Annotated in this window: 24 protein-coding genes and 2 other annotated features; of the genes, 9 read left to right on the plus strand and 15 right to left on the minus strand. The window is 37.6% G+C overall.

Annotated elements, in window-relative coordinates; all coding sequences use genetic code 11:
- Positions 1-33: 33 nt before the first annotated feature.
- From odhB to K5S59_RS07910, 5 genes are all read left to right on the plus strand, one after another.
- Complete coding sequence (gene odhB / locus K5S59_RS07890; protein ID WP_000569925.1) at positions 34-1,293, plus strand: 2-oxoglutarate dehydrogenase complex dihydrolipoyllysine-residue succinyltransferase; 1,260 nt, start codon at positions 34-36, stop codon at positions 1,291-1,293.
- Between the two features lie 124 nt (positions 1,294-1,417).
- Positions 1,418-3,337: a putative thiazole-containing bacteriocin maturation protein gene (locus tag K5S59_RS07895; RefSeq protein ID WP_001061545.1), complete on the plus strand. Its 1,920-nt coding sequence runs from the start codon at positions 1,418-1,420 to the stop codon at positions 3,335-3,337.
- A complete protein-coding gene (locus K5S59_RS07900) occupies positions 3,334-5,283 on the plus strand; it encodes a TOMM precursor leader peptide-binding protein (RefSeq protein WP_000193000.1) in 1,950 nt (649 codons plus the stop codon). Before K5S59_RS07895 ends, K5S59_RS07900 begins: the two co-directional genes overlap by 4 nt.
- 16 nt (positions 5,284-5,299) lie before the next feature.
- The gene (locus tag K5S59_RS07905; protein WP_120449698.1) at positions 5,300-6,841 is read left to right on the plus strand and encodes a SagB family peptide dehydrogenase; all 1,542 of its coding nucleotides are present in this window, start codon (positions 5,300-5,302) and stop codon (positions 6,839-6,841) included.
- A 91-nt stretch (positions 6,842-6,932) separates the two neighbouring features.
- Positions 6,933-7,523: a class I SAM-dependent methyltransferase gene (locus K5S59_RS07910; RefSeq protein ID WP_098258232.1), complete on the plus strand. Its 591-nt coding sequence runs from the start codon at positions 6,933-6,935 to the stop codon at positions 7,521-7,523.
- Between the two features lie 31 nt (positions 7,524-7,554).
- Here the strand turns inward: K5S59_RS07910 and K5S59_RS07915 are convergent, their stop codons facing one another.
- The 3 genes from K5S59_RS07915 to K5S59_RS07925 form a co-directional block, all read right to left on the minus strand.
- Complete coding sequence (locus K5S59_RS07915; protein ID WP_000996801.1) at positions 7,555-7,965, minus strand: DUF3908 family protein; 411 nt, start codon at positions 7,963-7,965, stop codon at positions 7,555-7,557.
- 247 nt (positions 7,966-8,212) lie between these two features.
- A complete protein-coding gene (locus tag K5S59_RS07920) occupies positions 8,213-8,701 on the minus strand; it encodes a GNAT family N-acetyltransferase (RefSeq protein ID WP_098873031.1) in 489 nt (162 codons plus the stop codon).
- A 100-nt stretch (positions 8,702-8,801) separates the two neighbouring features.
- Complete coding sequence (locus K5S59_RS07925) at positions 8,802-10,136, minus strand: FAD-dependent oxidoreductase (protein WP_098873032.1); 1,335 nt, start codon at positions 10,134-10,136, stop codon at positions 8,802-8,804.
- A gap of 199 nt (positions 10,137-10,335) precedes the next feature.
- On the opposite strand from K5S59_RS07925, the gene K5S59_RS07930 reads away from it, so the two are divergent.
- Entirely contained in the window at positions 10,336-10,764 is a 429-nt protein-coding gene (locus K5S59_RS07930) for a hypothetical protein (RefSeq protein ID WP_000332418.1), read from the plus strand.
- 128 nt (positions 10,765-10,892) lie between these two features.
- Here K5S59_RS07930 and K5S59_RS07935 read toward each other — a convergent pair whose 3' ends face one another.
- A complete protein-coding gene (locus K5S59_RS07935) occupies positions 10,893-11,678 on the minus strand; it encodes a zinc ribbon domain-containing protein (protein ID WP_000650078.1) in 786 nt (261 codons plus the stop codon).
- Positions 11,679-11,874: 196 nt separating this feature from the next.
- Between K5S59_RS07935 and K5S59_RS07940 the strand changes: the two genes are divergently transcribed.
- The gene (locus tag K5S59_RS07940; RefSeq protein WP_000424520.1) at positions 11,875-12,708 is read left to right on the plus strand and encodes a hypothetical protein; all 834 of its coding nucleotides are present in this window, start codon (positions 11,875-11,877) and stop codon (positions 12,706-12,708) included.
- Between the two features lie 14 nt (positions 12,709-12,722).
- On the opposite strand, the gene K5S59_RS07945 is transcribed toward K5S59_RS07940, so the two are convergent.
- The 10 genes from K5S59_RS07945 to trpE form a co-directional block, all read right to left on the minus strand.
- Positions 12,723-13,406, minus strand: coding sequence for a DUF2278 family protein (locus K5S59_RS07945; RefSeq protein ID WP_120449696.1), 684 nt, complete (start codon positions 13,404-13,406; stop codon positions 12,723-12,725).
- A gap of 90 nt (positions 13,407-13,496) precedes the next feature.
- Positions 13,497-14,996, minus strand: coding sequence for an L-lactate permease (locus K5S59_RS07950; protein WP_000025607.1), 1,500 nt, complete (start codon positions 14,994-14,996; stop codon positions 13,497-13,499).
- A 109-nt stretch (positions 14,997-15,105) separates the two neighbouring features.
- On the minus strand, positions 15,106-15,465 hold the full coding sequence (locus tag K5S59_RS07955; protein ID WP_000946137.1) for a DUF4029 domain-containing protein: 360 nt from the start codon (positions 15,463-15,465) through the stop codon (positions 15,106-15,108).
- A gap of 74 nt (positions 15,466-15,539) precedes the next feature.
- Positions 15,540-16,316 (minus strand): tryptophan synthase subunit alpha, encoded by a 777-nt coding sequence (trpA, locus tag K5S59_RS07960; RefSeq protein ID WP_000537829.1) that lies wholly within the window; start codon positions 16,314-16,316, stop codon positions 15,540-15,542.
- 3 nt (positions 16,317-16,319) lie between these two features.
- Positions 16,320-17,513 (minus strand): tryptophan synthase subunit beta, encoded by a 1,194-nt coding sequence (gene trpB, locus K5S59_RS07965; RefSeq protein ID WP_001105022.1) that lies wholly within the window; start codon positions 17,511-17,513, stop codon positions 16,320-16,322.
- The gene (locus K5S59_RS07970) at positions 17,510-18,124 is read right to left on the minus strand and encodes a phosphoribosylanthranilate isomerase (protein ID WP_000865136.1); all 615 of its coding nucleotides are present in this window, start codon (positions 18,122-18,124) and stop codon (positions 17,510-17,512) included. Before K5S59_RS07970 ends, trpB begins: the two co-directional genes overlap by 4 nt.
- Positions 18,121-18,882 (minus strand): indole-3-glycerol phosphate synthase TrpC, encoded by a 762-nt coding sequence (gene trpC, locus K5S59_RS07975; RefSeq protein WP_000536682.1) that lies wholly within the window; start codon positions 18,880-18,882, stop codon positions 18,121-18,123. Before trpC ends, K5S59_RS07970 begins: the two co-directional genes overlap by 4 nt.
- Before the next feature lies 1 nt (position 18,883).
- A complete protein-coding gene (trpD, locus tag K5S59_RS07980) occupies positions 18,884-19,909 on the minus strand; it encodes an anthranilate phosphoribosyltransferase (protein WP_001067379.1) in 1,026 nt (341 codons plus the stop codon).
- Positions 19,906-20,493, minus strand: a complete 588-nt coding sequence (locus tag K5S59_RS07985; RefSeq protein ID WP_000636338.1) for an aminodeoxychorismate/anthranilate synthase component II — start codon at positions 20,491-20,493, stop codon at positions 19,906-19,908. Before K5S59_RS07985 ends, trpD begins: the two co-directional genes overlap by 4 nt.
- The gene (gene trpE, locus K5S59_RS07990; RefSeq protein WP_120449694.1) at positions 20,490-21,908 is read right to left on the minus strand and encodes an anthranilate synthase component I; all 1,419 of its coding nucleotides are present in this window, start codon (positions 21,906-21,908) and stop codon (positions 20,490-20,492) included. The genes K5S59_RS07985 and trpE overlap by 4 nt, the downstream gene beginning before the upstream one ends.
- Positions 21,909-21,960: 52 nt before the next feature.
- Positions 21,961-22,205: a binding site (T-box leader), on the minus strand.
- 42 nt (positions 22,206-22,247) lie between these two features.
- Positions 22,248-22,485: a binding site (T-box leader), on the minus strand.
- A 306-nt stretch (positions 22,486-22,791) separates the two neighbouring features.
- Between trpE and putP the strand changes: the two genes are divergently transcribed.
- Together putP and K5S59_RS08000 are read left to right on the plus strand one after the other, a co-directional pair.
- Positions 22,792-24,270, plus strand: a complete 1,479-nt coding sequence (putP, locus tag K5S59_RS07995; protein WP_000107224.1) for a sodium/proline symporter PutP — start codon at positions 22,792-22,794, stop codon at positions 24,268-24,270.
- Positions 24,271-24,433: 163 nt separating this feature from the next.
- Positions 24,434-24,832: an Ig-like domain-containing protein gene (locus tag K5S59_RS08000; RefSeq protein WP_000878718.1), complete on the plus strand. Its 399-nt coding sequence runs from the start codon at positions 24,434-24,436 to the stop codon at positions 24,830-24,832.
- Between the two features lie 24 nt (positions 24,833-24,856).
- Here the strand turns inward: K5S59_RS08000 and K5S59_RS08005 are convergent.
- The coding region (locus K5S59_RS08005) for a PH domain-containing protein (protein WP_180236986.1) at positions 24,857-25,049 on the minus strand (193 nt) is incomplete at its 5' end.

Consider the following 25,049-nt stretch of genomic DNA (forward strand, 5'->3'; position numbering starts at 1 on the left):
CACCGTTAGGCAAATAAGGGGAGGACATTTAAAATGATCGAAATTAAAGTACCTGAGCTTGCAGAATCTATTACTGAAGGAACTATCTCACAATGGCTTATCAACGTAGGCGACAAAGTTGAGAAAGGTGGCAGCGTTGTTGAGCTTGAAACTGATAAAGTCAATGTAGAAATCATTGCAGAAGATTCAGGTATTGTATCGAAGTTACTAGGCGAACCTGGGGATACAGTTGAAGTTGGCGCAACTATCGCAATTTTAGATGCAAACGGAGCACCAGTTGCAGTAAGTACACCTGCACCAGTGGCTGAGCAACCAAAACAAGAAACAACTGAAGCACCGAAAGCTGCGGCTCCAAATGCTGAGCAAGCTGCAACTTTACAAGGTTTACCAAATACGAACCGTCCGATCGCATCACCAGCTGCTAGAAAAATGGCTCGTGAATTAGGAATCGACTTAAACGACGTACGTAGCACAGATCCACTTGGACGTGTGAGACCACACGATGTACAAGCTCATGCTGCAGCACCAAAAGAAGCACCAGCTGCTCCAAAAAGTCCAGCTCCTGCTCCAGTTGCAAAAACGGAATTCGAAAAACCAGTTGAGCGTGTGAAAATGTCCCGCCGCCGTCAAACAATTGCAAAACGCCTTGTAGAAGTTCAACAAACATCTGCAATGTTAACAACATTTAACGAAGTTGATATGACTGCAATCATGGAATTACGTAAAGAGCGTAAAGATGCTTTCGAGAAAAAACATGATGTACGTCTTGGCTTCATGTCATTCTTCACAAAAGCAGTTGTTGCAGCATTAAAACAATTCCCATTATTAAATGCTGAAATTCAAGGCGACGAGCTTATCATTAAAAAATTCTATGATATCGGTATTGCAGTAGCAGCTCCAGATGGATTAGTTGTACCAGTTGTACGCGATGCTAACCAATTAAACTTCGCTGAAATCGAAAGTGAAATTCGTAATTTAGGTATGAAAGCACGTGACAACAAACTTTCATTAAAAGAACTACAAGGTGGTACATTCACAATTACAAACGGTGGTGTGTTCGGTTCTCTAATGTCAACACCGATCCTAAACAGCCCACAAGTTGGTATTTTAGGAATGCACAAAATCCAAGTACGTCCAGTTGCAATCGATGCAGAACGTATGGAAAACCGTCCAATGATGTACATCGCTTTATCTTACGATCACCGTATTGTTGATGGTAAAGAAGCAGTTAGCTTCCTTGTTGCTGTTAAAGATATGCTTGAAGATCCAAAATCATTATTATTAGAAGGTTGATAGATTAATAATCTATTAAAGGTTGTAGAATGAATCATTCTACAACCTTTTTTTATTGCGTTCATACGGGACAAATTTCATAACATAAGCTAATAATGTATGCCTAAACGTAAGGAGGATTAAAATGAATAACCTTCCAATTCATGCAAAACTTAAAGCTAATAAGGATACTTTCTTCCTCCCCGACTCAAACGGGGGTGTCTATTTTCGAAATAACGCCAGTTCATTTCGTATGGACGGTGATGGGATTTACAACTGGATTGAAAAATTAATGCCAATGTTTAACGGTAATTACTCTTTAGCAGAAATAACCGACGGTCTCCCTCTCCCCTATCAAAATCGTGTATTTGAAATCGGAGAGATTTTATATGAAAATGGTTTCGTTCGGGATGTAAGTCAAGATGCACCTCATGAATTAAATAGCGCATTACTTGATAGATACGCTTCACAAATTGAATTTTTAGAAGCTGATTCTCATTCAGGCGCTCTAAAATTCGAAACATATCGCGCGGCAAACGTCCTTATAATTGGTTCTGGAGATATGCTTACTTCCTTAGTTTCTTCTTTATTAGAATCAGGATTACCTACCTTTCATTACCTTGTTACAGATTATGAGGAAACAAATTACGATCGCATTCATGAGCTAGTAGAACTTGCACATGAAGTTGATGATCATGTCCTTGTTCAGGAAATAGATACGACAATTGATCGTCCCCTGCATGAAGTGTTCGAGCCTTTCGACTGGATTTTGTATGTTTCTCAAAATGGAGATATTGAAGGCCTAAGAGCAGTTCACACGATTTGTAGAGAAGTAGGAAAGAACTTCATACCTGCCGTCTGTTTATCAGCACTTGGTATAGCCGGCCCTATCGTAACAGCTAATCGTGAAGAATGCTGGGAGTCCGCATGGCACCGGCTACATGAAACGACTTTACAAAATGAACATTCATCAGCATCATTTTCACCACTTCCATCTGCAATGTTAGCAAATATAATCGTATTTGAATTACTTAAGCATGTCGCTGATGATTCTTCCCGAGAAAAAGAACCACAATTCTTTTTATTAAATTACGAAACACTCGAAGGGGCATGGCATCCTTTTATAAAACATCCTCTTGCAACTGATGAAAGTTTTACAATTGATACGATAGAAAATCTTTCTGAACAACTTGAGCATCGGTCCAACCAACATACCTCAACTGATTTATTCCGCTTTTTCGACTCATTAACTTCTAAAGAAGCTGGTATATTCCATGTATGGGATGAACAAGATTCATATCAATTACCCTTATCACAATGCCATATTCAAGTAGCTACTCCACTATCAGATGGCCCTGCTTCCCTCCTGCCTCTTATGACTTGCGGAGGTTTAACTCATAATGAAGCACGCCGAGAAGCTGGTTTAACAGGAATTGAAACATATATAGCAGAAATTATGCACCGCCTTATTCCTGAACATAACGATATCGGTATTGGCGCTGGAGAAACAATGACAGAAGGTGTATACCGAGCGCTACAACAACATTTAAATAACAAATTGTATGAGCGGCAGTCACATATGCTAGAAGAAATTACGACGGTCGACTTAACCGAAATTCATGATAAACATTGTAGGTTTTATTACGATGCTCTCGCTACAATTCATGAAACACCTAAAATAGCAGTAAGTGAAGAGATTCTCAGCTTTCCAGTCGTTTGGGTCGGTATAAATAATCGATGGTACGGCGCATCTAATATTAATACAACGTTAGCGTTACGAAACGCACTACAACTATCCCTTCTTCATATTCAAAATGAAGAGACTCCATACAGAGCTAATATCTTGCCGGAATCCTCTATTATTTTATATGATACGGATTCTTTTAGGTTAGAAATACAAGCGGAAGAAGAACTTCCAAGCTCGCAATCTGTACAGCTTGCCTTGCAACATTTAGAAGAACATAATTTTTATCCATTCGTGTTTGATTTAGCTATTGAACCATTTTTGAAAGAAAACTTAGATGGTGTGTACGGGGTATTAATTGCAAAGGAGGACAGTCTATGACTCAAAATATATTGCTTATAGGAGATGGCTTACTTGCAAACTATGTACATGATCAACTATGCAAACAATATTCTATCATTCGCCAACATAGCCTTACAGAAGAACTCCCTGAAAACATTCATCTCGCTCTCGTACTACATGATGGCTCTCCTTCTTCTCTTCATCATGATGCCGAGCTAATGTTTCGATCGAATCATATTCCATGGCTACGTGCATTCACTTCATTTGGTGAAGGTATTATTGGTCCTTACATTCATCCTCTTGCAACTGGCTGTTCCAACTGCTCTGATGGACGCCGGTTTATCGCTGGCTTTGATCAACAGGAAATGTGGGAACTACAGCGGAAATATGCGTTAAAGGCAGATAATGTAACAAGGCGTGATGTACGTGCCACCCAAAATGGTATGTTACAAATGTGCCATCTTATTCGTGCAGAAACAGAGAAAATATTAACCCATAACCATTCTTCTTTAGAAAATGAACTCATTTTACTAAACTTACAAACACTGCAATGTACACGTCATTCTTTTCTTCCCGATCCGCTCTGCCCTGTATGTAGTAATTTGCCTGACGATACGGCAGATGCAGCAGCGATTTCGTTACAACCGAGCTTAAAAACAAGCGAAGCAACTTATCGCTGTCGTTCCATTCATGAACTAAACACATTTTTAACGAGAGATTATTTAGATTATCGGGTCGGTATGTTGAACGGAAAAATGCAGCATTCTTTATTACCATTTGCTGACGTTATTATAAACATGCCATTAATGTTTGGAAACGAAGGTGTTGCAGGCCGAACTCATTCATTTGCAATGAGTGAAGCAACTGCTATTTTAGAAGGTTTAGAACGATATTGTGGTATGTCACCTCGAGGAAAAAAGACAAATGTACACGGCAGTTTTCGTGAGTTAGAGGATCATGCACTTAATCCCCTCTTGCTCGGTGTACATACAAATGAACATTATAATCGTAATAGTTTTCCGTTTAAACCGTTTGATCCTGACTATGAACAAAACTGGGTATGGGGCTACTCTTTATTACAAAACCAGCCAATTTTAGTTCCTGAATCAATTGCTTATTATAGCCTCGGTCATCGAGATGCTTTCGTGTATGAAACATCAAATGGATGTGCAATTGGTGGTAGTTTAGAAGAGGCAATTTTTCATGGCATTTTAGAAATTGTAGAGCGTGACGCCTTTTTGCTCACTTGGTATGCCGAATTACCTCTCCCCCGCCTTGATCTTAGTTCAGCAAATGATACGGAATTACAATTAATGATTCAGCGGCTGTACACGATTACCGGGTATGAATTACATGCTTTTAACGCAACGATGGAACACGGTATCCCAAGCTTATGGGTAATTGCGAAAAATACGCGTGAAAATGGAATGAACGTTGTTTGTGCGGGAGGCTCTCATTTAGACCCTGTCCGCGCTTTAAAGAGTGCCATCCATGAAATAGCAGGCATGTTACTAATAGCAGACGATGAACTCGAACAAAAAAGAGAGCACTACGAAAACTGCTTACAAGACCCTTATCTCGTAAATAAAATGGAAGACCATAGTATGCTGTACGGATTAAAAGAAGCAGAAGAACGTCTTCACTTTCTTTTACGTGACGATGCCCCGGTACAATCATTCCAAGAAATGAATGCATTACAATCAGTTGATCTAGATTTAACATCCGATCTTCATCAACTTTTAAACCGTCTGCAGCAATCTGGACTTGACGTAATCGTTGTAAATCAAACAGTACCTCTTATAGAAAAAAACGGATTACATTGTGTAAAAGTCATTATTCCAGGCATGCTACCGATGACGTTCGGCCACCATCTCACTCGGGTTACAGGACTGGATAGAGTATATACTGTGCCGATGACACTTGGATATACAAACGAACCTTTAACGAATGAACAATTAAATCCACATCCGCATCCGTTTCCATAGTAAAGGAGGGGATTCTATGCAGCTGGATACTTTTTTACATCATCTCCATTTTTCTATAGACGAAATTATGCCGAACCATGAAGTGGACTGGGAAGATGCACCGCTCCCTTATAAATTATATCGAAATGTCCCTATTATTCCACTCTCTTTAGAAATCCCATTATCTTTACCTAACTCTTCTACTACACCTACTTTAAAAGAGATTGGTCATTACCTTTGGTACTCATTTGGTTTAACACAGTTATGTCAGCTAAATAGCGAGAAAATTTTATCCCGAAGATCTATCCCTTCAGGCGGCGCTTTATATCCAAATGAATTGTATATATATTTAAAGATTGATGATTATCCAGACGGTATTTACCATTACGACGCTGCGCATCACCGGCTTATCTTACTTCGTGAAGGAAATTTTGATTCTTATCTTACTGAGGCACTTGGCAATCGTTGTAACATACAGTCTTGTTTTGGCACTGCATTCGTATCCACTATGTTTTGGAAAAACTACTTTAAATACAATAATTTTTCATACCGTCTTCAAGGATTAGATAGTGGTGTTCTCATCGGACAATTACTTGCATGTGCCAAACAATTCGGTTACACAAATGGCGTATACTTTCAGTTTCTAGACCGTGCAATCAATCACTTACTCGGACTATCAGAAGGTGAAGAAAGCGTGTATGCTGTTGTTCCTTTCAGTACAGAACCACATACAAATTGGTTTCACAATGATTACCATGAAAATAAAGCAGTTACTTCTCATGAATTGTTGCAGCAAATTCCGCCGTTAGCACACGAACATTTCGTTCGCTCAAAACATGTAAATGAATATCCAATGATAACAAAAATAAATGAAGCTTCTATGATTGAATCGACAGCACACTTCCAAACACTACATCATGAAGAGCACTATCAACATCATGCGCACGCTGTACAATTGCCGCAAGTAGAACGGTTATCGTATGATTTCTTACAACTTTGTAAAGAACGGTATTCCCCTGATGCTGACTTTACTTTCACGAAATGGGATGCAGCCGAGCTCGCTACATTACTACAAGAAGCGAGTCTCTCCTTCCCTTATTACAACGACCTTGATGGTCAGTATGTAAATGAAAATGCACGAGTCTCATTATATGGATGTTTTTATAACGTAAAAGATATAGAAAACGGTGCTTATTCTTATAACAGTAAAACACATTCCATACAGCCACTTCGATATGGAGACCTTCGTTATCCCCTTCAATCCAGTATGACGATGGATAACGTAAATCTTTTTCAAGTACCGCTTTGCCTACATGTAGTCGGAAAGAAAGATTACTATACAAATGCATTAGGCTATAGAGGATACCGTATTCACCAAATGGAAGCTGGTATACTCGTTCATAAACTCGTTTTCGCCGCAACCGCGATGGGGATGGGCGGGCATCCATTACTAAGTTTTGATACAAATTCATGTGATCAGTTATACGGGATAGATACTGGAAATGAAACGTCTCTCATTCAAATTCCTGTCGGGGCTTATCGAGCGCGAAATTGGTTAAAAGGGGATTTGCGTAATTAGAAGCACGCCGATGAACGGCGTGCTTTTTTAAAGGACTTAATTTATAAAAAGCGAAATGAGTATATATTCTTACATAAAAGGAGAGTTTTACTTGAGTATTTTACAACGATTAATCCAGCAAGCAAAAAATCCTCGCGGGACAATTGGTTCTTCCATGCTTTGTATTATGAACAGTGCACATACGAGACTAACAAATTGGGCATTACAGAAAGTACATATAAAGAAAAATGCAATCATATTAGATATTGGCTGTGGCGGCGGTAAAACGATACACACTCTTTCAAAACGAACTCCACTTGGGAAAATATATGGGATTGATTACTCCGATCAAGCTGTTAAAAATTCTATACAGACGAATATAAAGGATGTTCAAAAACAAAAAGTCATTGTTCAACAAGCAAGCGTTTCTTCTATGCCCTATCATACAAACTTCTTCAATCTCATTACCGCTTTTCAAACACACTACTTTTGGCCTGATGTGGAACAAGATATAAAAGAAGTATTTCGCGTCCTACAACCGAATGGATCCTTTTTATTAGTGGCTGAAACTTTTAAAATTCAATATCATATGGAGAAATATAAAACGAATGAAGAATTAATAAACCTATTTTATAAAACAGGATTTACAAGCGTGAAATGTTACGAAGAAAGAGGATGCCTTTGTGTAATAGGAAACAAATAAAAAAGCAGACCCTTTGAGGTCTGCTTTTTTACTAGATTAATTTAAAGATACTCTTAATTTGTCTTGCAAATAACCAATTTTTCGTACCGTAGTTATCATTTAAACTATCTAAATTGATAGATTGTCCATTAGCAAACTTTAATTCTAACGTTGTATTTTTGTCATTTGTTTTTAAGTTGCTATGTGTAATAGCATCATACTTTAATTTTTCAATTTCAACATATTCATCTTTTTCTTGTCCGATTACGACATGGTCTTGGAAGAAGAACAATACTTCTACTTTCTTACCGAAACAAAATACGTTTTTCGTATAAATTAATGTCGCATTATCAAGTCCGACGCATACTTCTTTCATCTCTTCTACAACGTTTCCAAAGTCTTCTTCTTGTCTTGCGTTTGATTCAGCAATCCATTCTTCGATTGTTTTCATATTAATTGCCATACTGTGCCCCCTGGTTCGTTCATTGCTTTATTTTAAAATAAATACTATATGAAAATATAAGCGATAAGTACTATGTTTTCAAGGGTGAACGGTATATTCGAAATAAAGTGAAACTTTAATCAGCCTTCACCAATCGGGCTTTTACTAGCAGCCCGCCCTCCACCTAACTTCTTTGCTTTCGCTGAATTTTGAGGTGGTGGTCTTACTGACCGTTAATGCGAGATAAATACTAGGAGCATCGATTTCATTATATTTTAAACGTTTGAACGAGACATTCTTCATCATCGATTAACTGTTTTTTCTCATCAAATTCGATGTTTAACTCCCTATATACTTTCTTCCAAAAAGAAACAGCTGGTACATTTTTCACAAGTTCGATAACGAAATACTGTCCTCGTTTCTCTTTTAATAAATTCTCAATAACTTGTTTACCGATTCCTTTTCCCTTATACTGATTCAATATGAAAATGTCATTTATGCCAAAGTCATTTTCCTTCTTCAAAAACGGGCGTTCCAACAATAATAAAAATCCTATGATATCATTATCACTTTTAATAAAATACGGAGTGATTCCATCATTTTCCCAAAACATATGTAAATCTTCGTATTCAAAAAAGCCATTTGCCTCAATCGTTATATTAGGAGTGAATGCAGAGAGGTCATGAAGATATAGTGCATACAAATTACGCAATATTTCTTTTTCTGATTCTTGAACTATTTGAACTGTTACAAACATTTTTAATGATCCCCTTCCCTATATGTAACTGTTTCTCCTTCTTTATTATTCGCTAAAAAAGTTTACCTACCTTTACAAAAAAAATAGCACTTAAAAAGTGCTATTCCGCTCTCCTTGCCGCTTGCTGAATTGGATCCCAAACGCTGTTATATGGTGGTGCGTAACTTAAGTCGACATCTTCTAAATCGTGAATGCTCATTTTATTGAAAAGTGCCATCGCAATCACATCAATTCGTTTATCTACGCCTTCTTCTCCAATTACTTGTCCGCCTAATAATTGTTTCGTGTCAGAACGATATAGTAATTTCAAATAAAGTGGTTTCGCATTTGGATAATAGCCGGCCATATTTGTTGAATCTACTTTGACTGTTTTATACGGAATATGTAGTCCTTTTGCCTCTTTTTCATTTAGCCCTGTTCTAGCAAGCGTCAAATCCATAAATTTAATAATACCTGTACCTAACGTACCTTTAAAGGCTCTTCGTTTATCAAGCATATTCAGTCCAGCAAGTCGCCCTTGTTTATTGGCAGTCGTTCCGAGCGGGATATGATCATGAATTTCCTTTATAACGTGGTAATGTGTTGCGCAATCACCAGCTGCATATACGTCCTGCACATTCGTTTGCATATATGCATTTACTTCAATTGCCCCTTTATGATTTGTACGTATATTTGTTCCTTCAAGAAAATCAGTATTTGACTTTACTCCAACCGATACTAAAACAAGATCTGCTTTATACGTCCCTTTATCCGTTTCAATTTGTTCCACTTTTTCATTTCCTTTAAATGCTTTTACATTTTCATTTGTTAAAATTTCAATACGATGTTTATCTGCTTCTTTATGTATATATGCAGCCATATCTGCATCATAAATCGTACCAATATGATCGTTTCTCTCAATCATTCTTACTTTCTTACCAAGTTCGACAAATGTTTCTGCCATCTCCAGTCCAATCGCACCGCCGCCAATAATAGTTACATCCTCAACTTTATTCGTTTCTAACGTTTTTAATATGCGCTCAGCATCCGGAATTGTTTTTAAAAGATGAACGCCTTGCAAATCTCGACCTTCCCATTCAGGCATAACAGGACGCACTCCAGTCGCAATTAATAAACGATCGTACGGAAATTCAAAAACTTCTTTCGTCTTCGTATGCTCTGCGTACACCATTTTCTTTTCCGTATCTACTTTCGTTACTTCATGTCGTACTTTCGCATCAATTCCATATTTATCACGAAACGTCTTTACATTACGGGCGATTAATTTTTCCGTTGAAGCGATAGCACCACTAATGACATACGGCAATCCACACTGCGCGTACGAATAAATCTCACCTTTTTCTAACGTTACAACATTTGCATTTTCATCGTTTCTAACAATTTGCATCGCTGCACTCATACCAGCTGCATCTCCGCCAATAATGACATAGTTCACTTTACCACTCCTTCTTTTTTACATACTCTTTACGTTTTCCATATTTTATAGAAATAACACCTACTTCCATTGTAAAGAAAGAGAATTTCATCTTCAAATTTAGTGCACAAACCTATGCCTGAATAGGTAACCGTCGTGTCTTATAAACAACATATTTAATATGCTATAACAGTAACTATCGAAAGTAGGTGAAACATATATGTGTGCCGGCCTTCTCGCTCAAACTCCGGAGGAACCGCAAGAACCGAAACCCGCCGTATCACTTGACCAAGAATTTTCCATTAACGCAACATTATACAGCGCTCGCGCTTGGTTATCTAATGATGAAACCTTCGCACAAACGATTTGGAAAGGCTCTCACTTCGCTTCAGCATCACACGCTGGCAAGTCTATCTTACCAATCGGTACTGTAAAAATTTTAAACTTATCTGATGATACAATAACAGTTACTGCATCATCAGAATCAGATGATGCCCTCAAAATAGTCGTACCGCCTCATTCTGAAGGTGTGTTAACATCTAGCGCATTATCTGATGTGCAAGCAAGTACATCAGGAGGAGCAAGTAAAGTCACATTCCTCTTTCATATCTTTTTCTCAAGGGATCCTGGTCCAGCTAAAAAAACATAGAAAAGGTACAGTTGTGCACTGTACCTTTTTCATATGTTCTATTCTCTTGATTTGTTCAGTTCAACATTATAAGATTCAATCTTCAAACTGAGTCCCACACTTTGTACATACATTCATCCACCTTTTCTTTAGAGGCCAGTTAATCCCTGTGTAAAGGTTTGAATTATCGTGTTTATGTAAGACCAAAACACGATAAACGTTGCAATTCCGATGAAAACATTTGCGATAAGAAGAGTGTAAACAAGATCTAATCCACCGTTATCTAGTTTTACTGTAGCTACAATTATACTAATTCCCATATACGTTGTAGCCAGCCCTAATAAGATTGGTAAGAAAAAGATTAATAAAAAACTAAAAAGAAAAGAAAGCACTAATATAGCAATAGCTGGTGTCGCTATCGTTCCCCATATACCGAATACTTCAAGAAACGAAAAAGATGATTTCATCATCTTCCCACTTACAAAAATAATAAATCCGACAAATAAAGTTAAAATTAGTAAAAATAAAAAGACCGTTACAGAGTCCAAAAAGAATGTAGGAGTAGGTATATCTGGTGCAAATGTTTTCGTAACAGCTGCTGCGGCACTCATCATTCTATAAAAAATACATGCCCCTAAAAAACAAATAAGAACAAGACTTACAATTCCATTTCGTACTTCAACCTTGCCGCTTTTCATAATCGCTGTCGGTGCTTTGAAAGCATGTTTAAAGAACTGAAAATAGCCACTTGCAAACCGCTTCGCTTGCTCTACCGTTTCATTTGGTCGAGTTTCCTTTGCTGGTGCTACGCGTGCTTGTTGCTCACCTTCTTCCTGTGCACCACTCGCTACTGCTTCCTCGGTCAACGAATGTCCACAATTCCCGCAAAACTTTGCCTCTGCTGCATTTTCCGTCTGACACGCCGGACATTTCATTCTCTCATCCCTCCTTGAGCATATACCATATAGGGTGTTACAAATTCAATATATGACTTTGGACATAAAACATGACTACAAGAAAAAGATTATGAAATCCTTCTTTCAAATGAAAATATATATGCTAGCAATCTTGAAAAATAATGCTATTATGAAACAGAACAAATAACATTTTTAACAGATTGGATGACTGGCAATGGAATTGGTAAACTCAATTTTTCAAATACTCCTTACAAGCGTAATCCAATTATTTTCTTTAATTGGCGTTATCATTGTAATTGGATTTCTATTAGGCTATTTAGAATCTCTCACACGCATGTATTGGTCGAGAGCTTTCGGGAGAAAAGGATTCCTTTTAACGGCTTGGGTCGGTGTCCCTATTCACGAACTTGGACATGCCATTATGTGTGTACTATTTCGTCATAAAATTGTAGCAACGCAGTTTTTCCCAACAGATACAAGTCAAGGTGCTTTAGGCTACGTACAACATCAATACAATCAAAAGAGTGTATATCAACGAATTGGGAACTTCTTCATTGGAATCGGTCCTATTATTTCTGGTATTACTGCGTTAATCCTTTTAATGCGCTATTTCGTACCAAATTCATATTTCTTATTTAATACAACTCTCGAAAAAACAATTGCTTCTACTTCTATTAATATAGAAATGGTTCAAAACATGCTCTTGTCGACGTTCGTATTATTGAAAAGCTTATTTACAATAAGTAATTTATTGAATCCTTCCTTTTGGCTATTTTTATTTATCGCCATTTGTATTTCTGCACATATCGCTTTAAGTAAACCAGATATTAAAGGGTCAATAGACGGTGTTATCGTCATGTTTATCGTATTATTTTTATTCAACATAATCGCAGGACTATTTCAGTACGACAGTAACCAGCTCATTGGCAAAGTGATGAAGTATAATATGTACCTCATTGCGTTTTCTAGTGTAGCACTGCTGTTCTCTTGTATTTCTACACTTGTTAGTTTTGGATTTTATAAAATAAGAGGAGGGCGTTCGTTTTGAACGCCCTCCTCTCCTCAATTATTCCCCTTATAATCACAATGCTCAACCGGAACACGAGCATGTCCCTCGTCATCCGTACACCATGACTGCGACTGGAAGGCTAGAAAGATACCAATCCATTTTTCTTCCTTTTCAAAGTGAATGAGTATACCTCCGTCTTGCCATATACCATTATCACCTTTCCATTTCTCTACATTCCCTTGATTCATATGAATATCGTGTATCCCGTTTCCTGGTTCAAAATGAAAGTAAGAATCGGGTGTATTTTCTTCTGGTCCCCATCTTTCACCGAACGCATAAATAATCGCTTTTTCTTCTATCGCTCGTTTTATATAACGTTCTATTTTTTCATTTAAGTCATTATCAACACCTGCTTTTTCAGCAGGTAAAGGAATCATTTGCTTGGAATCAAATACATTACCTCTTACATAGTCTAACGCTACTTTCGGTTCATTGTTTTTTATTTCTGTAAAACCGAACGGTAACATCGGTAAAATACGAATCGCCTCTGACCGAATATTGTCGCTCGCAAAATATAAAACTTCTGACGGATAACTTTGCGATTTCACGTTAATTGCAATACGATAATCTACTTCTGCTTCGCCTTGTAAATGAACTTGATAATGAGGTGTTTTCCCTTTTCCAATCTTTGATTGTATAACTGTACCTTTTAACACGCCGTAGTTTTTTAGGGGCATACATTTCATCTCCTATTCATTTAGTAGAAGCTTTTCATATTTAAAACATTATCCAATCACAAAAAAAATCCTCCTATGTTAGGAGGATTTTTAATTTCTCAACATATACCAAACAATAACCTCTACCACTACGAGCAACACCGCCCCAAAAATCATTAACGTCGTCTTCTTTAATAGTTCATTTTCACGATACGGGATGTTACATAAATACGCACCTAATGTAATACGTGACGGGCAAGCGATTGTCGCTACTGACGATGCGGTGTTTTGCAGAGTTGTGACGTATTGCCACGGGAGTGCTACGTTTTGCGCAGTTTGCATTTGTAGTTTTATGAACATCGCATTTGATCCTGCGTTACTACCTGTTAAAAAGCCACCGATTCCACCGATAAACGGAGCAACGAAAACGAAAAATGTACCGAATGTTTCACCAGCTGTTTTTGCAAGCAATGAATGCATGCCAGATGCACCCATTAGTTCTGAAATAGCGATAAACATCGTCGTCGTAATCGCAAAAGGAATCCATTGTTTTATCGTTTGCGAGAGTGATTGTTTAATAATATGAGATGGAATACGGAAGAAAATAATAGTAAATAAACAAGTCATACCGAGCCAAAACCCTGGTGAATACAGCATTTCTAATTTGTAAGAGTATGATTTTAAATCAAGGACTGCATATGATCTGAATACATCATGTAATGCTGGTACGAGGCGAGAAAGCAAAATACAAACGGTTAAAAATATATAAGGGCTAATAATTTTGATAATGGATACTTCTCTCTCCGTTGCTGCCGCATGTTCTGTTATAAGATTTTGCCCACTTTTTCCTTTTAGTTTTATGATAAGAAAGCCAAATGCAATGGTAACGATGGAACTTAATATACCTGCTAGTTCAACACTTACGTATGCGTTAGAAAGGTAGATTCCGAGAGAGAATAATAGAAAGAAACCGAATCCTTCCTTCCACTTTTCAATAACGGCCTGCCAACCACCAACAACGTGTAAAGAAAGAATGACGAAGTAGGCAAACATCGGGATGCTTAATAGTGCCGTATTTGTGCCAAGCGTTGTAAGCGGCATATTTATAAGCTGCGAACCGATAATCGTACCAGTTGCCATTGCCCCCCACGAACTGGCTAGTAAACCGATAAATGAGAGCAGTACAGCTTGAAATGGTTTATAGCCTAACGAAAGAAAGATAGGTGCTGCAACCATGAAGCCGATACCGAATCCACTTACTGATTCGATTAACGGACAAATACCAAAACACATAAGAAGCATTTGTAATAAACGATCGTGCGTCACTTCTTCTAGAAAACGTGCTACTTGATCGATGTACCCCATTTTGTTCATGAGGTGAAATAAAAAAATACCGAAAAACAACACGTACCCGACAATAAAACAAATTAACCAACCTTTAATCGTTGCGTGCACAGTTTCACTTATCCCTAGTTGAAACGTTGGCGAGAGTAAAACGATTCCAACAGACACAACGTAAGCAATTAACGAGGAACGTAATGATGTTTGTTTAAATAAAAATAAACAAATGAAAATCATCATAATTGGGATAAGTGCCAACAATATGGACATGTTATCATCTCTTTTCGTTAAAAATACAATTTTTAACTATTATATAACAGATGTAATATTTTTCAATTGTTTTTACAACAGATTAAAAAAGAAGCCAAACGGCTCCTTTTCACTCCCATTTTCTATTATCCTGAAAAACATTCTGCTTTCCGACTATTTTATCTAACACAACAAACACAAGATAAGCACATATAACTTGCAATACAACATTTCCAAATTTCATTAATTCAAATGAATGGATCCAGCGAAATAATTCATTTAATAATACAATCGAAACGATACTAAATAGTTCTACACTAATCGAAAATATACATATTTCTAAAATAGATTGTTCTTGAATGCGATTTAAGTTAGAAAAGATGAATACATATCCTAAAAATAGAGCCATCAACTCTATTTTCGTCATGCTAATGAGCGAAGCGTATAATGGTACAGTTAAAAGAAGATATAGTAGTTTTCGTCTTAGCATGCTTTCTCACCCTCTAAGTTATATGTATTTTCTGTATATTTTAACATTTATTACGCAAAACAAAAAGAAGAGACTTACGCCTCTTCTTTCTGTTTTGTTGCCTGTATTAATTCACATATTTCTTCTCGCTTTTCATTTTCTAACAGTTCAATAACTTTACTTCCAACGACAACTCCGTCACATATTGTAATCATTTCTTCTACATGTTCCTTTGTTGAAATACCGAACCCTGCCACTACCGGTAAATGTGTATGTGATTTTACTTTTTCTAAGTAACTATGAATCTCACCTTTAAAATTTTGGCGTACTCCCGTTACGCCCGCTACTGTAACAGCGTAGACGAATCCTTCTGATTCACTCGTAATTTTTTCGATTCGTTCAACTGGGCTCGTTACAGTAACGAGTGGAATTAACGCAATGTTTGCCTCTCGAAGTAACGGAGCAATAATATTTTGTTCTTCATACGGTAAATCCGGAACGATCATACCGTCTACACCTGCTTCTATACAGTTTTCGATGAATCGTTCTTTTCCAAATGCAAGTACTGGATTTAAATATGTCATGAGTACAAATGGAATTTGTACTTCTTTTCTTACCTCTATTAATGCTTGAAAAATTCCCTTTAATGTTACACCACTATCTAGCGCTCGCTTCCCTGCTCTTTGAATTGTTGGACCGTCTGCGACTGGATCTGAAAACGGAATGCCAATTTCAACGATGCTTGCTCCTGCTTCGTCTAAAAAACGAATTCTTTCTTTTAATTTTTCAAGGCCACCATCTCCGCCCATTACGTACGGAATAAATGCTTTCTTACCATTTTCAAACGCTGCTTTAATTTTTTCTACTCCCATTTGTTACACCTCTTCCATATAACGTTTTATACTCTCTACATCTTTATCGCCGCGACCAGATAAACAAATGACAAGTCCTTCGTCTTTTTTCATTTGCGGCGCTAATTTTAATGCATATGCGACAGCATGTGAGCTTTCTAAAGCTGGAATAATTCCTTCTTTTTTCGTTAATAATTGAAATGCTTCTAACGCTTCTTCGTCTGTAATGGAATGATAAGAAACGCGGCCGATATCTTTTAGCAAGCTATGTTCTGGCCCAACACCTGGGTAATCAAGTCCCGCTGAAATAGAATGAGCTTCTTGAATTTGTCCTTCTTCATTTTGCAGAAGATACATCATCGATCCGTGTAAAACACCAACGCTCCCTTTCGTTAAAGTAGCTGCATGTTTTTCTGTATGAATGCCTTTTCCTGCTGCTTCTACGCCGTAAAGAGCGACTTCTTCATCGTGTACGAACGGATAAAACATACCCATCGCATTACTACCACCACCAATACAAGCAACGACTGCTTCTGGTAACTTTCCTTCTAACGCCTCATATTGTTTTTTCGTTTCTTTCCCAATTACACTTTGAAAATCACGAACAATTTGCGGGAATGGATGTGGTCCGAGAACTGATCCCATAATGTAGTGCGTATCATGCACGTGTGAAACCCAGTAGCGAAGCGCTTCGTTCACTGCATCTTTTAATGTGCCGCTACCTGCCGCTACACTTTCTACTTTCGCTCCAAGTAATTCCATTCGGAACACATTTAATTTTTGACGTCTCACATCTTCTTCTCCCATAAAGATGACGCATTCTAATCCGAGTAGGGCACATACAGTAGCTGTTGCCACTCCGTGTTGTCCGGCTCCTGTTTCAGCGACCACCTTTTTCTTGCCCATTCGTACTGCAAGAAGCGCCTGACCGATTGTATTGTTAATTTTATGAGCTCCTGTATGGTTCAAATCTTCACGTTTTAAATAAATCTTTGCACCGCCGCAATACTTCGTCATGTTTTCAGCGAAATAAAGCGGTGTTTCTCTTCCGACGTACGTTTTTAAATAATGATTTAATTCCTTTTGAAACGCTTCATCTTGCATCGCTTCTTTATATGCTTCTTCTAGTTCTAATACAGATTGCATTAACGTTTCTGGAACGTATCGTCCCCCGTATATACCGTAGTGACCTTTTTCATCTGGATATGCGTAGTTCATTTGGAACACTCCTTCACTTTTATAATAAATTGTTTTATTTTCTCTAAATCTTTCTTTCCTTCTGTCTCCACTCCGCTACTTACATCGACCATATATGGCTGAATAGTTCGAATCGCTTCTTCTATATTAAGAGCGTTTAATCCACCAGCTAATATCGTTTTCTCTCGCAATTCTTTTGGCATATGTGTGAGTAACTCCCATGAAAATGTCTTTCCATTTCCTCCGTGAAACTTTTCCTTCGGGCTATCAAACAATATATAATCCGTTTCATATGCTTGAGCATTTTCCATATCGTCCTCTGAAGTTACTCCGAGCGATTTTATAGACGGAATATTCAATCTTCTAATTTGATGATTATCTTCATCCCCATGTAGTTGCACATGTGTTAACCCGCACTCATCTGCAATTTTCTCGATCACTTCTACTGATTCATTTACGAAAACACCGACCTTTAACACGGTTGCTGGAATCTCCTGAATGATTTCTTTCGCTAGCCTTGGAGTAATTTTTCGCTTACTTTCTGCAAAAACAAATCCGAGTGCATCAGCTCCGTATTCGCAAGCACGTTTTGCCGTTTCAACATCAGTGATACCGCAAATTTTCACTTTCATATGTTCACCTTACAATCTTCAAAAAAGGTACGAATAGAAGATGATGTCATAAGTGCTTCTCCAACTAATACACCTTTCGCTCCAGCTCGTTTGACGCGAATAATATCTTCTTTTGAATGAATCCCGCTTTCACTAATCCAAAGTAATTGCTCCTCGTCTAATCGTTTTCCAAGCTTTTCTGTTTGGCTTAAATCGACTTCGAATGTTCTTAAATTACGGTTGTTAATACCGATAACGTGCGGATTTAATTGGATCGCAATTTCTAATTCCTGTTCATCATGAACTTCAACAATTGCTTCTAATCCTTTTTCTAGTACGTAGCTATACAACTCTTTTAACTTCTCTTTCGTTAACGCCGCTACGATTAGTAAAATAATATCTGCGCCAGCTTCATACGCTCTATCAATTTGAATCGTGTCGATTATGAAATCTTTGCATAAAAGCGGAATGTTACTTTCTCCTCTTGCCGTTTGTAAATCATGAAACGATCCTTTAAAAAATTGACCGTCTGTTAAAACAGAAACTGCTCCTGCGCCGCATTCTTCATATGTTTTTACTTGTTTTCTTACATCAACGTGTAAATTGATATCTCCTTTTGATGGTGATGCTCGCTTTACTTCTGCAATGACAGTAAACTGCTGTAATGCTTCTACAAGTGAATGTGTCTTTCTACTTTCTTTTAATGGTGTATACGTTTCATATAATGCCGCAACTTCCTTTTTCTTTTGGTCTACAATTTTGTCTAAAATCGTCCCCACTTTAATTCACCCTTTCTAATTTTTCATGGCTTGCTGCAATTAATAAGTTTAGTTTGGCTAATGCTTTTCCTGAGTCAATACTATGTGCCGCGAGTGTAATTCCTTCTTCAATCGTTTCTACTTTTCCATTTGCGAAAAGGGCTAGACCTGCATTGAATAACACTGTATCACGGTAAACACTCTTTTCTCCGCTTAATACCCCGAGCGTAATCTTTGCATTTTCTTTCGAATCTCCGCCTCTAATCTCTTCGTTTTTCACTATTGAGAAACCATATCTCTCAGGTTCAATACTCGTTTCTACTATTTCATTATCTTTTAAAATGACAACATGATTTTCTCCTTGCAATGATGCTTCATCTAAAAAACCACTTCCATTTACGACAAGCGCTTGTTTTCTGCCTAGTTTCTGCAATACTTGCGCAACTGGTAGTAACATATCTCGTTTATAAATGCCGACAAATTGTGTTTCTAAATTCACCGGATTTGTTAAAGGGCCAATTAAGTTAAAGATCGTCGGCACATTTAATTCTTTTCTTATTTTCATAATGCGCCTTAATGCTGGATGCATCGCTGGTGCGAATAAAAATGCAATGCCGACATGCTCTAATAAATAATCAATTTCGTTTGGCGTACTGCTAATATTTACACCGAGTTCTTCTAATAAATCTGCACTTCCTGTTTTACTAGAAACAGCTCGGTTACCGTGTTTTGCAACCTTTACGCCAGCTCCTGCCAGTACAAATGCCGATGTTGTACTAATATTAAATGTTTGGGCACCGTCACCACCCGTCCCGCAATTGTCCATTGCTCCTTGTATATGGTTCGAAAATGGTAATGCCTTTTCGCGAAGAGCTCGAACGAGACCGTATATTTCTTCTGCCGTTTCACCTTTCGCTTTCAGTAAGACTAAGAAGGCTGCAATTTCACTTTCCAATATGTTTTCATTTAATAAAAGAAGCCCTGCTCTATACATTTCCTCTTCTGTTAAATGTTGTCCCTCCACTAATTTACGAAGATAGTTATTCATACTCTTTCCTCCTCTTTCACTTCGCCTAAAAAGGCACGTATTAACTTTCCACCTTCTTCTGTTGCGATTGATTCCGGATGAAACTGTAATCCGAATAGAGGATAATAATTGTGACGAACTGCCATAATTTCTCCGTCATCCATCGCTGTCGCTAGTATGTCAAAACACTCTGGCAAACTCGTTTGCGCTGCAACAAGTGAATGGTAGCGCATCGCCGTTAATGGCTGTGTAACGTATGAAAAAATTGACGTTCCGTTATGTTTCACACGGGATGTTTTTCCATGTTTAATACGTTCTGCTCTTACAATGTCTCCTCCAAATGCTGATATAATCGCCTGATGGCCAAGGCAAATACCTAATATGGGAACGTTCTTATAAAAATGACGAATCACTTCGATACAAATGCCAGCATCCTCCGGTTTTCCTGGTCCTGGTGAAAGCACAATTCCTGTAGGATTCATCCCTTCTAGCTGCTCTATCGTTATTTGATCATTTCTTACGACTACAATATCTTCTTCGTATTCACCTAACAGTTGATACAAGTTATATGTGAATGAATCATAATTATCAATTAGTACAATCATTTCATTACCTCCAATAGTGCTCTCGCTTTATTTAACGTTTCTTCATATTCAGCTACTGGGTCTGAATCATAAACAATGCCCGCTCCTGCCTGAACGTATGCTTTTTCATCCTTTACGACCATCGTTCGAATGGCGAGCGCCATATCAAGATTCCCTGAAAAACTAACGTATCCAACTGCACCGGCGTATACATTTCTTTTTTCATTCTCTAGCTCATTTATAATTTCCATCGCTCTAATTTTCGGAGCGCCTGACACTGTTCCTGCTGGTAGGCAATACGCTAATGCATCAAATCCACTCGTTTGTTTTCGCAATGTTCCGTAAACTTCAGATACAATGTGCATAACGTGAGAATATTTTTCTACTTTCATATATTTATCTATCGTCACGGATCCAATTTCACTTACTCTGCCAATATCATTCCGCCCAAGATCTACAAGCATCATATGCTCCGCTCGTTCTTTCTCATTTTCTAGCAGTTCTTTTTCAATTTCCGCATCTTCCTGCTTCGTTTTCCCTCTCGGCCTCGTACCCGCAATTGGATTCGTCATCACTTTATCCTCTCTTACTGATAGTAAACTTTCTGGCGAAGAACCGAGTACAACATAATCTTGAAAATCGATATAGAACATATATGGTGATGGATTGGCAATTCGAAGTTTTCGGTATAACGCGAAAGGATCACCAATACATTCACTTTGCAAACGCTGTGACAGGACGACTTGGAATATGTCCCCGGCTCTTATATGTTCTTTCGCCGTTTCTACCATCTCACAAAACTCTTTTTCCGTTATAGAAGAAGTGAATGATAATGTTGATCTTATTTCAGTTACTTCTGTTTCTTCTCCCTTTAGCACTTCTTCTTTATATACTTGCAATCTTTCATATACTTCTTCATAAGAAGCTGAATCGTTTTCCCTGCACACATATACAAATGATAATTTTTGGCGTAAGTGGTCATACACGATAAACTCACGGTACAGTAACAGGTGTACTTCTGGAATATTCAATGGATCGTGTAAATCTGCGCCAATGTTTTCATATTGCCGGATGACGTCATAGCCAATATAACCAACTGCTCCTCCGCAAAACGGGAATGGGCTGTCTACTTGAGCTGACCGGGTTTCTTTTTCTAAAACTTGTAGTACGTTACCTTGCAGCTTTTCTGTTTGGCCATAAATCGTCCGCTCCACTTCTGTACCAACGCTTTTCACTTCCCCATATGGATTACATCCTAAGTAAGAATAGCGTCCTTTATCTTGATGAAGCTGAGAGCTTTCTAATAAAAACTTTTTCTTTCCCTTCATACGTCTATATAAAGAAATTGGCGTAATGCTATCTCCTTCTTCTTCAGCGATTACTAAAAATGTTCTTCCCTTTTCTTTTTGCTTCATAAATTCCTCTTTTGTCATCATGCCTTTCACCTCAATCTGAAAAATAAAAAAGTCCTCTACATATCGAAAATATGTAGAGGACGATAAGTTTACCGTGGTACCACCTCATGTTGGACGCAAAAGCATCCCGCTTTATTCAGGTACAAAATATATACCTTATCCTTGTAACGGCGGAACCCGGGTTGCCTACTGAAAATAATTGTTCAGCATACCTCTCGTAAGCCCATTCCGTATATGGCACCGCGCCGGGCTCCCACCTATCCCCGGCTCTCTGTAACGTCTCCAATATACGTACTCTTCTTACTTCAACGATTTCATTTATTTAATTTTTTGTACACAAAAAGGGAGTACTCATCCTATAGAAAGGACGGGTACTCCCGTGGTGCCACCTTAATTCGTTACAAATGTAACGCACTTTACCGTATCAAAAACAATACGTGTCTCTTGTATCGATGAGATCATGTCGCCAAAGCCTACTTCTTTCGTTTCGGTTTGGAAGCTCCGAAGCCCATTCCACATCAATCCCATACTGATTCGCACCAACCATCAGCTCTCTGACATGTTCATTATGTGTACTCTTCTTCATCAATGCTTGCATTTTTTTAAGTTGCACTCATTATAGACCTAACTTTTTTCATAAGTCAATACTTTTAAAAAAAAAATATTTTTCTCTCATTTTAATATTATATTGACAAAACAACCTCTTTTTATGTAAATATAATAAATACTCTATTAAAAATAAGGTTTTTTGCATGAATATTATATATCAAAAAAGTAAAATGATGTCAAAAAACGCTTACATTTCTGAAAATTCGTATTTCTGTATGGATTTTTCAGAATAATCATGATAGATTATAAATATGCATAACGCATCAAAAGACATGACAAAAGGAAGGGGAACTACATGAGTACGCAGATGTTAACTTTAACTTCTATCTCTATTTACATGCTCGGGATGTTAGTAATTGGCTATTTCGCCTATAAACGAACGTCCAACTTAACAGATTATATGCTTGGCGGGCGTACACTAGGCCCCGCAGTAACAGCATTAAGTGCTGGAGCATCCGATATGAGTGGTTGGCTTTTAATGGGATTACCCGGTGCAATGTTTAGCGTTGGATTAAGTAGTAGTTGGATTGCGATCGGCCTAACACTAGGCGCATACGCAAACTGGCTTTATGTCGCTCCTCGCTTACGTACCTACTCTGAACTTGCAAACAACTCTATTACTATCCCAGAATTTTTGGAACACCGTTTCCACGACAAATCCCACATGCTACGCTTAGTATCCGGACTTGTTATTATGATTTTCTTTACTTTTTATGTAGCTTCAGGATTAGTTTCAGGCGCTGTATTATTTGAAAATTCATTTGGTATGAACTACCATGTTGGATTATTCATTGTTGCAGGTGTTGTTGTCGCTTACACATTATTTGGTGGTTTCTTAGCAGTAAGTTGGACAGACTTCGTGCAAGGAATCATTATGGTTGTTGCTCTTATTCTTGTTCCTATCGTAACAATTATGAATTCGAACGGACTTGGACCTGCATTTGATACAATTCGATCTGTAGATCCAACACGTCTAGATATTTTTAAAGGTGCCTCTACTTTAGGGATTATTTCTTTATTCGCATGGGGCCTTGGTTATGTTGGACAACCTCATATTATCGTACGCTTTATGGCGATTTCCTCTGTAAAAGAAATTAAAAGCGCACGAAGAATTGGTATGAGTTGGATGATTTTCTCTGTTGTCGGGGCTATGTTTACCGGTCTTATCGGTATTGCTTACTACTCACAACAAGAGTTAACATTATCTAACCCAGAGACAATTTTCCTTGAACTAGGAAAAATTTTATTCCATCCACTTATTACTGGATTTTTATTAGCAGCGATTTTAGCAGCGATTATGAGTACAATTTCATCTCAGTTACTCGTTACTTCTAGTGCTATAACAGAGGATTTATATCGTACATTCTTTAAACGTTCTGCTTCTGATAAAGAGCTTGTATTTGTCGGTCGTATGGCTGTACTTGTTATTGCATTAGTTGGGTGCGCATTAGCGTTTAAACAAAATGATACGATTTTAGCTCTTGTCGGATACGCTTGGGCTGGATTTGGTTCTTCATTCGGACCTGCTATTTTATTAAGCTTATATTGGAAACGTATGACGAAGTGGGGCGCACTTGCTGGTATGATTTCTGGTGCGGCTACAGTAATTATTTGGACTCAATTCAAATTCTTAAAAGAATTCTTATATGAAATGATTCCTGGTTTCACTATTAGTTTACTAGTAATCGTTATTGTTAGTTTACTAACGCAGCCTTCAAAAGAAGTTGAAGAGCAATTTGAGAATTTCGAAAAACAACATAGTCATAATCTATAAAGGAAAAGCTCTGCTGTTATCGTATCAGCAGAGCTTTCTTTTTATGAAAGTTCGACAATCTTCTACTCGAATTTAACAATTTCTTTATGTTTCGTTAAATTAAACATAACACTACTCCTTTATAGTATTACTATCAGCACTTATACAGAAAGGGGACTCCAACATGTTAGCAGCTTTCCAGCAACAACAAACACGAAAATTTTCACCTATTACAAATACTTCTGCGTCTTGTTTGAACATACAACCTAAACCACCTAAAATTTCAATCGCTCCTTCTGTTATTTCAGTCATTGGTGTTCATATGGAAAAAAATAAGTTGAAAGTAAGAACTGGACAAAGCACTGAGTTATCAGCTTCCGTTTTGCCAGTGCAAGCAACGAATAAAGAACTTATTTGGACAAATATGAATGCTGATGTTATCACAATGTATCCAAAAGGTGATACGGTAACGATTACTGGAAAAAGTGCCGGAAGAGCAGTCGTAATTGTCACAACTGCTGAAGGAAAGTTCCGTGACCTATGCATGATTCATGTACAACCTTATATGACAAATCCAAAGTAAAAGAGTGGCTACGAAGCCACTCTTTTACTTTGTTTCAATGTGTGAATTTTTACTTGTAACAAGATTGATGAATTGCTCTTTATCTTTAGGAGAAATAATTTCTGTTTGATGCGCGCCGTAAACAATTTCAAGCCGATCAAATGATAAAGCATGAGCCGCAATTGGATTTTTCGTATTTGAAATTTGTTTTATATCTCGTATAAAGTGAAACTTTAAT

It is taken from the genome of Bacillus sp. BML-BC051 (assembly GCF_019656175.1).
GTDB classification, from domain to species: domain Bacteria; phylum Bacillota; class Bacilli; order Bacillales; family Bacillaceae_G; genus Bacillus_A; species Bacillus_A mobilis.